This window comes from Streptomyces kebangsaanensis, from assembly GCF_001906585.1.
In the GTDB taxonomy this organism is placed as follows: Bacteria; Actinomycetota; Actinomycetes; order Streptomycetales; family Streptomycetaceae; genus Streptomyces; species Streptomyces kebangsaanensis.
In genome coordinates this window covers 69,468-81,941 of sequence record NZ_JUJA01000053.1, presented here as the reverse complement: position 1 = coordinate 81,941, position 12,474 = coordinate 69,468, and the positions used below count along the sequence as shown (strand labels likewise).

Genomic DNA, 12,474 nt, shown 5'->3' with positions numbered 1-12,474 from the left:
GAGAGGCTGGCGGCCGACCTCGGCAGCAGCCCGTTCGCGTTGCTGCGGGCCTTCCGGGACGTCTACGGGATGCCGCCGCACACCTGGCTGACCGACGCCCGGGTGCGCCGGGCCAGGCGGCTGCTGGACGCGGGCACCACACCCGCCCAGGCCGCCGTCGCCGTGGGCTTCACCGACCAGTCGCACCTGAGCCGGCACTTCTCCCGGATCGTGGGCGTGCCACCCGGGGCCTACCGGCGCGAGCGCAAGAACGTACAAGACACGAGGTCACGGATCTTCCTACCCTCGACCGCGTGGCAGAACGGACAGCTCTCGCAGACATACGCACCGACGGCACAGGAAAGCCCGACTCCGCCGTCGTACGGGACGCCCTCGGCGTCGGGGTCGCCGTCGGACTCTCCGGGTTCGCCTTCGGGGTGACCTCGGCGGGCAGCGGGCTCACGGTCCTGCAGACCTGTGTGCTCAGCCTGCTGGTGTTCACCGGTGCCTCCCAGTTCGCCCTGGTGGGGGCGCTGGCGGCCGGAGGCAACCCGTTCACGGCGGCCGCGGGCGCCTTCTTCCTGGGCGTGCGCAACGCCTTCTACGGGCTGCGCCTGTCGCAGCTGCTGGCCCTCCCGCGCGCGGTACGGCCGCTGGCCGCCCAGTGGGTCATCGACGAGACCACCGCGGTCACGCTGGCCCAGCCCACGCGGCGCAGCGCCCGGATCGGCTTCACCGTCACCGGGGTCACCCTGTACGTGCTGTGGAACCTCACCACGCTGCTCGGCGCGCTGGGTGCCGAGGCACTCGGCGACACCGACGCGTGGGGCCTGGACGCGGCCGGGCCCGCCGTGTTCCTGGCGCTGCTGGCGCCCATGCTGAAGACCGCCACCGAGCGGACCGTCGCCGCCCTGGCGGTGCTCCTGGGGCTGGGTCTGCTGCCCGTGCTGCCGGCCGGGGTGCCGGTCCTGGCCGCCGCGCTCGCCGCGCCGGCCGTGCTCTGGCTGAAGGGCCGCCGCGGGAGCGGCGCCCGTGACGACGTACGAGAGGGAGATCGTTGAACATCTGGATCGCGGTGGCCGTGACCGCTGTCGGCTGCTACGCCGTCAAGCTGGCCGGACTGCTCGTTCCGGCGGGTGCCCTGGAGCGGCCGCTGGTGAAGCGGCTCGCCGCGCTGCTGCCCGTCGCCCTGCTGGCGGCGCTCACCGCCCAGCAGACGTTCGCCCACGGGCACGTGCTCGTGCTGGACGCGCGGGCCGCCGGGCTCGCGGCCGCCGCCGTGGCGCTGCTGCTGCGGGCGCCCTTCCTGGTCGTCGTCGGAGCGGCGGTGGTGGTGACGGCCGGGGTGCGGGCCCTGGCCGGCTGAGACGTACACCCCGGGGCGGGATACTGGGGCCATGCGGTTGACTGTCTTCTGGGAGCGGATGGCGGAGCACTTCGGCGCGGGGTACGCCGACACCTTCGCGCGCGACCACGTGATGTCGGAGCTCGGCGGGCGTACGGTGCACGAGGCGCTGACGGCGGGCTGGGACGCCAAGGACGTGTGGAGTGTGGTCTGCCGCGTCATGAACGTTCCGCAGGAGAAGCGCTGACCGGTCGCGAAGATCGCGGGCCGGTGCCGGACCGACGGCGGCATGGGCGAGACTTGCACCGTGGCACCCACTGACGAGTCCGGGCAGACGGCCCAGCACGCACCCCCGTCCGCTACGCCGCCGCCTCCCCGGTCTCCGGTCCAGGGTGCCGCCGGGCCGACCGCCCGCATGCCCCGCTGGCTGCCACGCGCCATGGTGCTCGCGCTCGGTCTCGTCGCGGTCTTCCAGCTCGGCAGCTGGGCCTTCCACGAGCTGACCGGCCTGCTGCTCAACGTCCTCATCGCGTTCTTCCTGGCCCTGGCCATAGAGCCCGCGGTGAGCCGCATGGCCGCGCTCGGCATGCGGCGGGGCTTCGCGACCTTCCTGGTCTTCCTCGCCCTGGTGATCGCGGCGGCCGGCTTCGTGACGCTGCTCGGCTCGATGCTCGCCGGGCAGATCATCAAGATGGTCGAGGGCTTCCCGGAGTACCTCGACTCCGTCATCAACTGGGTCAACACCACGTTCCGCACCGAGCTCAGACGGGTGGACGTGCAGGAGGGACTGCTCCACTCCGACTGGCTGCGCAAGTACGCGCAGAACAGCGCCGCGGGTGTGCTCGACGTGTCCGCCCAGGTGCTGGGCGGGCTGTTCCAGCTGCTGACGATCACCCTGTTCTCGTTCTACTTCGCCGCCGACGGGCCGCGGCTGCGCCGCACCCTCTGCTCCGTACTGCCGCCCGCCCGCCAGGCCGAGGTACTGCGCGCGTGGGAGATCGCCGTCGACAAGACCGGCGGCTACCTGTACTCGCGCGGACTGATGGCGCTCATCTCGGGGGTCGCCCACTACGTCCTGCTGCAGGCCCTGGAAGTGCCGTACGCGCCCGTGCTCGGCGTCTGGGTGGGCCTGGTCTCGCAGTTCATCCCCACCATCGGCACCTATCTCGCGGGCGCCCTGCCGATGCTGATCGCCTTCACGGTCGACCCGTGGTACGCGGTGTGGGTGCTGGTCTTCGTCGTGATCTACCAGCAGTTCGAGAACTACATGCTGCAGCCCAAGCTGACCGCGAAGACCGTCGACATCCATCCCGCGGTCGCCTTCGGGTCGGTCATCGCCGGCACCGCGCTGCTCGGCGCGGTGGGCGCGCTGATCGCCATTCCCGCGGTCGCCACGCTGCAGGCCTTCCTGGGCGCCTACGTGAAGCGGTACGCCGTCACGGACGACCCCCGCGTCCACGGCCACCGCAGGAGTGCCCCGGCGCAGGGCCTCCTCACCCGAGTGCGACGGCTGTGGGCGGCGCGGCAGCCGACGGCGGAGGCCGGAACGGGCGCCTCGGGGGACGCGGCGGCGGTGGCCGGGGAGGGCCCCGCCGGGGAGCGGACGGGACAGTAGACGCCGGCCGCTCCGGTGCGTGTTCCGTTTGACACCAAAATCGAACATCTATTCTTATGAAGGTTCCGGCGAGGTTCAACGCAGGGGATTCAGTCCAGTTTTGTGATGATTGGTCCCATGGTTGTCCACAGGCCGGACGTGCGCCGGGGCACGTTGTCAGTGGCAGGCGTTAGCGTCTTTGACGTGAAGCGATCGACTCAAGCAAACCGGGTGGAACCCATGGCAGGAACCGACCGCGAGAAGGCGCTCGACGCCGCGCTCGCACAGATTGAACGGCAATTCGGCAAGGGCGCGGTCATGCGCATGGGCGAGCGGTCGAAGGAGCCCATCGAGGTCATCCCGACCGGGTCGACCGCGCTGGACGTGGCCCTCGGCGTAGGCGGTCTGCCGCGCGGTCGCGTCGTGGAGATCTACGGACCGGAGTCCTCCGGCAAGACGACCCTGACCCTGCACGCGGTGGCGAACGCGCAGAAGGCCGGCGGCCAGGTCGCGTTCGTGGACGCGGAGCACGCCCTCGACCCCGAGTACGCGAAGAAGCTCGGCGTCGACATCGACAACCTGATCCTCTCCCAGCCCGACAACGGCGAGCAGGCCCTGGAGATCGTGGACATGCTGGTCCGCTCCGGCGCGCTCGACCTCATCGTCATCGACTCCGTCGCCGCGCTCGTCCCGCGAGCGGAGATCGAGGGCGAGATGGGTGACTCGCACGTGGGTCTCCAGGCCCGCCTGATGAGCCAGGCCCTCCGCAAGATCACCAGCGCGCTCAACCAGTCGAAGACCACGGCCATCTTCATCAACCAGCTGCGCGAGAAGATCGGCGTCATGTTCGGCTCGCCGGAGACCACGACCGGTGGCCGGGCACTGAAGTTCTACGCCTCGGTGCGCATCGACATCCGCCGTATCGAGACCCTGAAGGACGGCACGGAGGCGGTCGGCAACCGCACCCGCTGCAAGGTCGTCAAGAACAAGGTCGCGCCGCCCTTCAAGCAGGCCGAGTTCGACATCCTCTACGGCCAGGGCATCAGCCGTGAGGGCGGCCTGATCGACATGGGCGTGGAGCACGGCTTCGTCCGCAAGGCCGGCGCCTGGTACACGTACGAGGGCGACCAGCTCGGCCAGGGCAAGGAGAACGCGCGCAACTTCCTGAAGGACAACCCCGACCTGGCCAACGAGATCGAGAAGAAGATCAAGGAGAAGCTGGGCGTCGGAGTGCGGCCGGAGGAGCCGGCCGCCGAGCCGGGCGCGGACGCCGCGGTCACCACCGTCACGGACGCCGCCGCCAAGACGGCGCCCGCCACGGCGGCCGCCAAGGCTACCAAGCCCAAGGCCGCCGCAGCCAAGAGCTGACCGTGACACGACGAACCGACTGGGCCGACCACGAGTACGAGTACGTCGCCTCCGGTGCCCCGCGGGGGAGGGGCGCCGGGGACGCCCCCGGCTCTGGTGCGGACCCGGACGGCGCGCCCGGAGACGACGCGTACGGGGATGACGCGTACGGGGATGACGCGTACGGGGATGACGAGGCAGGTGGTGGCCTGCGCCGCGCGGATGACTCACGCGCGGCCGGTGCACGCCGGAGCGGCGCGCGTGACGGCGGGTCGCCCGGTGGACGCGGACGTCGTCGGAGTGGTTTCGGCGAGGCGTCCGCCGAGGACGGGGGCGCCCCCTCCGCGTCGAGGGCTGGGCAGGGGGAGCCCCCGGGGGACCCGGTGGAGCGGGCGCGCGCGATCTGTCTGCGCCTGCTCACCGGGACCCCGCGCACCCGCAAGCAGCTCGCGGACGCCCTGCGCAAGCGGGACATCCCGGACGACGCGGCGCAGGAGGTGCTGTCGCGGTTCGAGGAGGTCGGGCTGATCGACGACAGCGCGTTCGCGGACGCCTGGGTGGAGTCCCGGCACCACGGGCGCGGTCTGGCCCGGCGCGCGCTCGCCCGGGAGCTGCGGACCAAGGGCGTGGACGCGGCACTCGTCGACGAGGCGGTCGGCCGGCTCGACGCCGAGCAGGAGGAGGCCACCGCGCGCGAGCTCGTCGCCCGCAAGCTGCGCTCCACCCGCGGCCTCGACCGCGACAAACGGCTGCGCCGCCTCGCCGGGATGCTCGCCCGCAAGGGCTACTCCGAGGGCCTGGCCCTGCGCGTGGTCCGACAGGCGTTGGAGGAGGAGGGCGAGGACACGGACTTCCTCGCGGACGAGGGCCCCTGAGACAGGGGCGCCATGGCGCCCCTGTCCTACGAGACCAACGGCAGTCCCGCCGCCCGCCACGCCTGGAAACCGCCCACCAGGTCGGTCGCCCGATGCAGCCCCAGCTGGTGCAGGGAGACGGCCGCCAGGCTCGACGCGTAGCCCTCGTCGCAGATGACGACGACGCGCAGGTCGTGGCCGGTGGCCTCGGGGACGCGGTGACTGCCCCGGGGATCCAGCCGCCACTCCAGTTCGTTGCGCTCGATGACGAGGGCGCCGGGGATCAGACCGTCGCGGTCGCGCAGCGCGGCGTACCGGATGTCCACCAGCAGGGCCTCGCCGGACCGGGCGGCGTCGTACGCCTCGCGGGCCCCGACGCGCTCGTAACCCCGCCGCACCCGCTCCAGCAGCTCGTCGATCCCGGCCGTCGGTCGTTTCTCGCTCACTGCCAGTCCTCCGGGCGCTCGACCTGCTCCAGGCGCAGCGTCCGGCCGGTGCGGCCGTAACGGCGGATCCGGGGCAGCGGTGGGTAGTAGGCGTGCACGGACACCGCGTGCCCATGAGCGGACTCGTTGAACACCTCGTGGACGTGATGGCGGCCGAAGGCGCGGCCCCGGCCGGCCGGCAGCCGCCGCGTGCGGTCCACTCCGTCGGTGAGCTCGAGGGATTTCCAGCCGTCGGTGGGCAGCCGGGCGGCGAGTGAGTTCTCCGTCAGCTCACCGGCGGCGGTGACGAAGGCGCCGACCGAGTCGGCGTGGTCGTGCCAGCCCGTGCCGGTGCCGGGCGGCCAGCCGATCAGCCAGACCTCACTGCCGCCGGGCCCGTCCAGGCGCACCCAGGTGCGGCCTTCCGGGTCGAGCGGGAGCGAGGCGACCAGCTCGGCGTCGGCGGCGGTGCGCCGTACGAAGTCGAGGAGTTCCGCCTGTGCCGGCCCCTGGGCGGAGGGCGAGGAAACGGCGGGAGAGGGCATGGGGGTCGGGACAGACACGTACACCGTCCTGAGGAAACGTTCGCGGAGGGCGCGCGGCAGCACGGGCACACGGGCACACGGGCATGAGTGAACGGCGCGCGCCGGGAGGAGAGAAAGAGGGGTGCGAGTTCAGCAGGACGGACGACACACGCAGCCCGCATAGCGGACGAGGTCCATGTGGACCCTCCGCCACAGGCGCACATCGGTGTCGGTCACGATGCGGAGTACACCATGGCGGTGCCAGGCGGTCAACTCACGTCAGCCGTCCGGACCGCACCGCGAGAGCACGTGCGGTCCGGGACCCGGAAGTCAGCGGACCCCCGCCTCGGCCCGCGTCCCGGCCCGCTCCGCGCCGCCCACGGTCGCCTCCGCCGCCGTGTACAGGTCGGCCGGGTGCACTCCGTTCAGCGCGGTGACCAGGTGACCGTCGGGTCGTACCAGGAGCACGGTGTGGGGAGCGGCGCCCGGGTAGCTCTCGGCGACCAGCAGCTCGGCGCGGTGCGGCAGCGCGGTGACCGCGGCGGCCAGCCGGGGCATGATGCCGGCGCCCATCCAGTGCCGGCGCTCCCACACCACCGTGCCCGGCGCGACCAGCACCACGAGCAGCGCCCCACGGCCGAGCCGGTCCCTGAGCCGCACGAAGGAGCCGTCCTCCGCGGTCACCACCACATCGGCGACGGGCGCGCCGGCCGGTGTGTCCACGGGCACCTCGGAGTCCAGGCGCGGGGGCGCGAGCGGCGAGTCGGCGTACGACCCCGGCGCGCCCAGAGAGCCGAGTCCCAGGTGGCCGTCCATGAGCAGGGCGTCATGGTTGCGTGCCGTTCCGGGGACGTAGGACCGCAGTCCGCCGCCCCCGCGCAGCACCGGCAGCACCTGGTCGGCGGCGCGCAGCCGGGCGGAGACGATCGCGCGCCGCTCGGTCTGGTAGCTGTCCAGCAGGGCCTCGTGCGGGCCGTGGTGCCAGGCCGACGCCAGCTTCCAGGCGAGGTTGTCGGCGTCCCGCAGGCCCTCGTCCAGCCCCTGGGTGCCGAACGCGCCGAGCAGGTGCGCCGCGTCCCCGGCGAGGAAGACCCGCCCGGCACGCCAGCGGCGGGCCAGCCGGTGGTGGACCGTGTGGACGCCGGTGTCCAGGAGTTCGTACGACGGCGAGGGCTCGCCGGTCCAGCCGGTGAGGGTCTCGCGGATGCGGGCGACCAGCAGTTCGGGCGTGACCAGGTCCTTGCCGGGCGGCAGCAGCCAGTCCAGCCGCCACACGCCGTCCGGCAGCGGGCGGGCTGCGATCTCCCCGGCGAAGGGGCCGGTGGTCCGCCACGGCGGCAGCCGGTGGAGGAACGCTTCACCGGGCCGGGGCAGTTCGGTGCGCACCGCGGCGACGGCGTGCCGCTCGACGGCCGTACGGCCGGGGAAGCGGATGTCCTGGAGCTTGCGCACGGTCGAACGCGGGCCGTCGCAGCCGACGAGGTAACTGCCGCGCCACCACGTGCCCCGGGGGCCGCGGGTGCGGGCGGTGACGCCGGTGGACTCCTGCTCCATGCTGTCGAGCCGGCTGTCCACGGCGAGCTCGACCAGCGGTTCGCGGGCGATGGCGGCGCGCAGGGCGTCGGTCAGGACGTGCTGGGCGATGTGCAGCGGGGCGGGGGCGTCCTCGCCGAAGGCGACCTCGCTCGTCGCCTGCTTGCGCCGCATCGTCCGCCATCCGGCCCAGTGGAGCCCGGCGCCGCCGAGCTCCACCCCGGCCAGGCGCTCCACGAACGCGGCGGTGTCCTCGCGCAGGACGACCGTGCGCGCGGCACGCGGCGTGTCCTCGCCCGGACTCTCGTCGAGCACGACGACCGGGACGTCCTGCCGCGCCAGCGCCAGGGCGAGCGCGAGCCCGACGGGCCCCGCCCCGACAACGATCACCGGGTCCACGACGCGACGCTCCCTGCCCGCGGCGGTGTCCTGACGGACAGACATGAACAGACGGTTGGAGCAGGGTGCACGATCACAGAACGTATGCAACCCATTGCCGCTGCTTGCGTCAAGTGACGGGGGCAGTGGTGATCACTCCACTGCCCCCGTGTCACATCCGTCGTACGGATTTTCCGTCAGGCGGCGGTTCCCGCCGACTCGGTGCCTCCCACGGCGGCCGGCGGAAGCACCGCTCCGGTGGACTTCTTCCCGCTCCGCAGCCGCCGCTCCAGCCAGCTCGCGAAGCTCGTGAGGGCGAAGTTGAGCAGCACGAAGATCAGGGCCACGATCGTGAAGCTGGCGATGGTGTTCGCGCCGTAGTACGAACTCATCGGAGAGACCGCCGCCAGCAGGTCCGGGAAGGTGAGGATCGCGCCACCGAGCGCGGTGTCCTTCACGATCACCACCAGCTGGCTGACGATCGCCGGCAGCATCGCGGTGACCGCCTGCGGCAGCAGGATCGACGTCATGGTCTGGGTCTTGCGCAGGCCGATGGCCTGCGCGGCCTCCGTCTGGCCCTTGGGCAGGGACAGGATGCCCGCGCGGACGATCTCCGCCAGGACCGAGGCGTTGTAGAGCACCAGACCGGTGACGACGGCGTACAACGGGCGGTCGTCCGAGCCGACGTTGGTGTACTCGGCGAACAGCGCGAGCCCGAAGATCATCAGGATCAGCACCGGAATGGCGCGGAAGAACTCCACGATCACGCCGGCCGGTACGCGGATCCAGGCGTGGTCGGAGAGCCGCGCGATGCCGAAGACCGCGCCGAGGGGCAGCGCGATGACCATCGACAGGGCCGCCGCGATCAGCGTGTTCCACAGGCCGGGCAGGATGTACGTGGTCCACGCCTCGGAGCCGGAGAAGAACGGCTTCCACTTCTCCCAGTCCAGCTGCCCCTTGTCGCTCAGGGTCTGGAACACCCACCACCCGAGGGCTGCGGCGGCCAGCAGGAACACGACCGTGTAGAGGACGTTGCGCCGCTTGGCCCGGGGGCCCTGGGCGTCGTACAGCACGGAGCTCATCGCTTCACCGCCACCTTCTTGCCCACCCAGCCGAGGATCAGGCCGGTCGGCAGCGTCAGACACACGAAGCCGAACGCGAAGACCGCGGAGATCAGCAGGAGCTGTGCCTCGTTCTCGATCATTTCCTTCATCAGCAGGGCGGCCTCGGCCACACCGATGGCCGCGGCCACCGTGGTGTTCTTGGTCAGCGCGATCAGTACGTTCGTGAGCGGGCCGACGACCGCGCGGAACGCCTGCGGCAGCACCACCAGGGTCAGCACCTGGGTGAAGTTCAGCCCGAGGGCGCGGGCCGCCTCCGCCTGGCCGACCGGCACCGTGTTGATGCCGGAGCGGATCGCCTCGCAGACGAACGCCGCGGTGTAGGCGACCAGACCGAGGACGGCGAGCCGGAAGTTGATGGTCTCGAACCTCTGCCCACCGAGGCTGATGCTGAGCGCCTGAAACAGGCCCAGCGAGGTGAACAGGATGATCACCGTCAGCGGGATGTTCCGCACGAAGTTGACGTAGGCGGTGCCGAAACCGCGCATGAGCGGCACCGGGCCGACGCGCATGGCGGCCAGCACCGTGCCCCAGACCAGGGAGCCGGCGGCCGAGAGCAGGGTGAGCTGCACGGTCACCCAGAAGGCTCCCAGCAGGTCATAACCTTCAAGAAAGTCGAACACGTTTTCCCGCGCTTCCGCGTGTGGTGGGCCCCGGGTGCGCCGCCCACGCGGGGCGGCGCACCCGGTGGGCGCTGACTCAGCTCTTGATGTCGCCGATCTTCGGCGCCTGCTCGTACTTGTAGTTGGCCGGACCGAAGTTGATCGACACGGCCTTCTCCCACGAACCGTCGGCGACCATCTGCTCAAGGGCCTTGTTGATCTTGTCCTTGAGGTCGCTGCCCTTCTTGACGCCGATGCCGTAGTTCTCGTTGGTCATCTTGAAGCCGCCCAGCTTGAACTTGCCCTTGAACTGGTCCTGGGAGGCGTAGCCGGCGAGGATCGAGTCGTCCGTCGTCAGCGCGTCGATCTGCTTGCTCTGCAGACCGCCCAGGCAGGCCGAGTACGTCGGGTAGTTCTGCAGGTCGGCCTTGGGCGCCAGCTTTTCCTTGACGTTCTGCGCCGAGGTCGAGCCGGTCACCGAGCACAGCTTCTTGCTGTTGAGGTCGGCCGGCGACTTGATCGAGTCGTCGTCGGCGCGGATCAGGACGTCCTGGTGGGCCAGCAGGTACGGGCCGGCGAAGTCGACCTTCTTCTCGCGCTCCGCGTTGATCGAGTACGTGGCGGCGATGAAGTCCACGTCACCGCGCTGCAGCATGGTCTCGCGGTCGCCGCTCTTGGACTCCTTCCACTCGATCTGGTCCTCGTTGTAGCCGAGCTTCTTGGCGACGTACTTGGCCACGTCGACGTCGAAGCCGGAGTAGCCCTGCGGGGTCTTCTGGCCGAGGCCCGGCTGGTCGAACTTGATGCCGACGGTGATCTTCTTCTTGCCGCCGCCGCCCGACGAGCCCTCGTCCTTCTTGTCCGAGCCGCACGCCGTCGCCGAGAGGGCGAGAGCGAGGACGACGGCCGAGGCGGCGGTGACCTTGCGGAGCTTCATGTGAACTTCCTTTGGCTGTGGAGAAGGTGAGAAGCCGTCGGGACGGCGACGGCACGGTGGTGGGGCCGGTGGCGTACGGCGTCACCGGCGGGCCGCCGCGTCAGTGGTGCAGGATCTTCGACAGGAAGTCCCTGGCCCGGTCGCTGCGCGGGTTGCTGAAGAACTGGTCGGGCGCAGCCTCTTCGACGATCCGGCCGTCAGCCATGAAGACCACCCGGTTTGCAGCCGATCGGGCGAATCCCATCTCGTGGGTGACGACGACCATCGTCATGCCGTCCCGGGCGAGCTGCTGCATGACCTCGAGGACCTCGTTGATCATCTCCGGGTCGAGCGCGGAGGTCGGCTCGTCGAACAGCATGACCTTCGGGTCCATGGCCAGCGCCCGTGCGATGGCCACGCGCTGCTGCTGGCCGCCGGAGAGCTGCGCGGGGTACTTGTCGGCCTGCGCGCCCACCCCGACCCGGTCGAGCAGTTCCCGGGCCCGCTGCTCGGCCTTCTGCTTGTCCGCGCGACGGACCTTGACCTGGCCGAGTATCACGTTCTCGAGCACGGTCTTGTGTGCGAAGAGGTTGAACGACTGGAACACCATGCCGACGTCGGCGCGCAGCCGGGCCAGCTCCTTGCCCTCCTGGGGCAGCGGCTTGCCGTCGATCGTGATGGTGCCCGAGTCGATGGTCTCCAGGCGGTTGATGGTGCGGCACAGGGTGGACTTGCCGGACCCGGAGGGCCCGATGACCACGACGACCTCGCCGCGGGCGATCGTCAGTTCGATGTCCTGGAGCACATGCAACGCGCCGAAGTGCTTGTTGACGCTCTTCAGGACGACCAAGTCGTCGGTCGAGGCCACCTCTTCCTTGGCCATCGATACTTCGGTCATCGCTTTCAGGCTCCGTCCTCCTCGGTTTCGGGGGACAGTAGCCACGGTTGCGACCAGCGTCACCACATCTGAGCGAGATCTGAGCATCACGATCCGGTAGCGGACCGGTACAACCCGTGGCGCGGCAGGCCTGGTACATACCGGGTGGGTAACGACAGAGGGTGCGCAACCGGAACCCTCTTGACGGCGTCCTCGTCCATCGGCGTGACTGCCGTGGTGCACGCGCGCGCGTGTCTTGTACCCGTCACGACCGTACGACGCATGAACTGGAGGGGGCCGGGATGAGACTGCTCCTCGTCGAGGACGACAACCACGTTGCCGCTGCCCTGTCCGCGGTCCTGGCGCGGCACGGTTTCGACGTCACGCACGCCCGCAGTGGTGAGGAGGCCCTGCAGGCGCTGGTGCCCGAGGGCGCCGGCTTCGGGGTGGTCCTGCTCGACCTGGGCCTGCCCGACCAGGACGGCTACGAGGTCTGCGGCAAGATCCGCAAGCGCACCAGCATCCCGGTGATCATGGTCACCGCCCGCTCCGACGTCCGCTCCCGCATCCACGGCCTCAACCTGGGCGCCGACGACTACGTGGTGAAGCCCTACGACACCGGCGAGCTGCTCGCCCGTATTCACGCCGTCAGCCGCCGCACCGCCCACGAGGACGCGGTCGGCGCCGGCGGGAACGCGCTGCGTCTCGGCTCCGTGCACATCGAGCTGCCCACCCGGCAGGTCAGCGTCGACGGCATCGTCGTCCAGCTGACCCGCAAGGAGTTCGACCTGCTCGCGCTGCTCGCCCAGCGCCCCGGGGTGGTCTTCCGTCGCGAGCAGATCATCAGCGAGGTGTGGCGCACCAGCTGGGAGGGGACCGGGCGCACCCTGGAGGTGCACGTCGCCTCGCTGCGCTCCAAGCTGCGCAGGCCGGCACTGATCGAGACCGTGCGCGGAGTCGGCTACCGGCTCGTCGCCCC

General features: G+C 70.9%; 15 protein-coding genes and 1 pseudogene. 8 read left to right on the top strand and 8 right to left on the bottom strand.

The window, feature by feature from the left end; all coding sequences use genetic code 11:
• From RH94_RS42695 to recX, 7 genes are all read left to right on the top strand, one after another.
• Positions 1 to 420, top strand: a 420-nt coding sequence (locus RH94_RS42695) for a helix-turn-helix domain-containing protein (RefSeq protein WP_234425609.1), incomplete at its 5' end; no start/stop codon positions are given.
• Positions 321 to 1,040 carry an AzlC family ABC transporter permease gene (locus RH94_RS07825; protein WP_073946921.1) on the top strand — a complete coding sequence of 240 codons (720 nt, stop codon included), beginning with the start codon at positions 321 to 323 and terminating at the stop codon, positions 1,038 to 1,040. The genes RH94_RS42695 and RH94_RS07825, both read left to right, overlap by 100 nt.
• Entirely contained in the window at positions 1,037 to 1,345 is a 309-nt protein-coding gene (locus tag RH94_RS07820; RefSeq protein WP_073946905.1) for an AzlD domain-containing protein, read from the top strand. Before RH94_RS07825 ends, RH94_RS07820 begins: the two co-directional genes overlap by 4 nt.
• 31 nt (positions 1,346 to 1,376) lie before the next feature.
• Positions 1,377 to 1,571: a DUF3046 domain-containing protein gene (locus RH94_RS07815; protein ID WP_073946904.1), complete on the top strand. Its 195-nt coding sequence runs from the start codon at positions 1,377 to 1,379 to the stop codon at positions 1,569 to 1,571.
• Between the two features lie 60 nt (positions 1,572 to 1,631).
• On the top strand, positions 1,632 to 2,939 hold the full coding sequence (locus RH94_RS07810; protein ID WP_073946920.1) for an AI-2E family transporter: 1,308 nt from the start codon (positions 1,632 to 1,634) through the stop codon (positions 2,937 to 2,939).
• Positions 2,940 to 3,158: 219 nt separating this feature from the next.
• On the top strand, positions 3,159 to 4,286 hold the full coding sequence (gene recA / locus RH94_RS07805; protein WP_073946902.1) for a recombinase RecA: 1,128 nt from the start codon (positions 3,159 to 3,161) through the stop codon (positions 4,284 to 4,286).
• 2 nt (positions 4,287 to 4,288) lie between these two features.
• Positions 4,289 to 5,140 (top strand): recombination regulator RecX, encoded by an 852-nt coding sequence (recX, locus tag RH94_RS07800; protein ID WP_073946901.1) that lies wholly within the window; start codon positions 4,289 to 4,291, stop codon positions 5,138 to 5,140.
• A gap of 26 nt (positions 5,141 to 5,166) precedes the next feature.
• Here the strand turns inward: recX and RH94_RS07795 are convergent, their stop codons facing one another.
• From RH94_RS07795 to RH94_RS07765, 8 genes are all read right to left on the bottom strand, one after another.
• Positions 5,167 to 5,571, bottom strand: a complete 405-nt coding sequence (locus RH94_RS07795) for a rhodanese-like domain-containing protein (protein ID WP_073946900.1) — start codon at positions 5,569 to 5,571, stop codon at positions 5,167 to 5,169.
• Positions 5,562 to 6,089, bottom strand: a complete 528-nt coding sequence (locus RH94_RS07790) for a cupin domain-containing protein (RefSeq protein WP_199880896.1) — start codon at positions 6,087 to 6,089, stop codon at positions 5,562 to 5,564. Before RH94_RS07790 ends, RH94_RS07795 begins: the two co-directional genes overlap by 10 nt.
• Before the next feature lie 129 nt (positions 6,090 to 6,218).
• Positions 6,219 to 6,290 (bottom strand): putative leader peptide, encoded by a 72-nt coding sequence (locus RH94_RS46305; RefSeq protein WP_309544753.1) that lies wholly within the window; start codon positions 6,288 to 6,290, stop codon positions 6,219 to 6,221.
• A 108-nt stretch (positions 6,291 to 6,398) separates the two neighbouring features.
• Positions 6,399 to 8,000, bottom strand: a complete 1,602-nt coding sequence (locus RH94_RS07785; RefSeq protein ID WP_073946899.1) for an FAD-dependent monooxygenase — start codon at positions 7,998 to 8,000, stop codon at positions 6,399 to 6,401.
• Between the two features lie 176 nt (positions 8,001 to 8,176).
• Entirely contained in the window at positions 8,177 to 9,061 is an 885-nt protein-coding gene (locus RH94_RS07780; RefSeq protein WP_073946898.1) for an amino acid ABC transporter permease, read from the bottom strand.
• On the bottom strand, positions 9,058 to 9,723 hold the full coding sequence (locus RH94_RS07775) for an amino acid ABC transporter permease (RefSeq protein ID WP_073946897.1): 666 nt from the start codon (positions 9,721 to 9,723) through the stop codon (positions 9,058 to 9,060). Before RH94_RS07775 ends, RH94_RS07780 begins: the two co-directional genes overlap by 4 nt.
• A gap of 76 nt (positions 9,724 to 9,799) precedes the next feature.
• On the bottom strand, positions 9,800 to 10,639 hold the full coding sequence (locus RH94_RS07770; RefSeq protein ID WP_073946896.1) for a glutamate ABC transporter substrate-binding protein: 840 nt from the start codon (positions 10,637 to 10,639) through the stop codon (positions 9,800 to 9,802).
• A gap of 100 nt (positions 10,640 to 10,739) precedes the next feature.
• Positions 10,740 to 11,516, bottom strand: coding sequence for an amino acid ABC transporter ATP-binding protein (locus RH94_RS07765; protein WP_073946895.1), 777 nt, complete (start codon positions 11,514 to 11,516; stop codon positions 10,740 to 10,742).
• A 281-nt stretch (positions 11,517 to 11,797) separates the two neighbouring features.
• Between RH94_RS07765 and RH94_RS07760 the strand changes: the two are divergent.
• A pseudogene (locus tag RH94_RS07760) lies at positions 11,798 to 12,474 on the top strand (response regulator transcription factor); the annotation flags it as partial.

Bases quoted from the DNA above. Each gene is read 5' to 3' on its own strand.
- RH94_RS07815 (WP_073946904.1), top strand. From the start codon at position 1,377: ATGCGGTTGACTGTCTTCTGGGAGCGGATGGCGGAGCACTTCGGCGCG.
- recA (WP_073946902.1), top strand. From the start codon at position 3,159: ATGGCAGGAACCGACCGCGAGAAGGCGCTCGACGCCGCGCTCGCACAG.
- RH94_RS07790 (WP_199880896.1), bottom strand. From the start codon at position 6,089: ATGCCCTCTCCCGCCGTTTCCTCGCCCTCCGCCCAGGGGCCGGCACAG.
- RH94_RS07780 (WP_073946898.1), bottom strand. From the start codon at position 9,061: ATGAGCTCCGTGCTGTACGACGCCCAGGGCCCCCGGGCCAAGCGGCGC.
- RH94_RS07770 (WP_073946896.1), bottom strand. From the start codon at position 10,639: ATGAAGCTCCGCAAGGTCACCGCCGCCTCGGCCGTCGTCCTCGCTCTC.
- RH94_RS07765 (WP_073946895.1), bottom strand. From the start codon at position 11,516: ATGACCGAAGTATCGATGGCCAAGGAAGAGGTGGCCTCGACCGACGAC.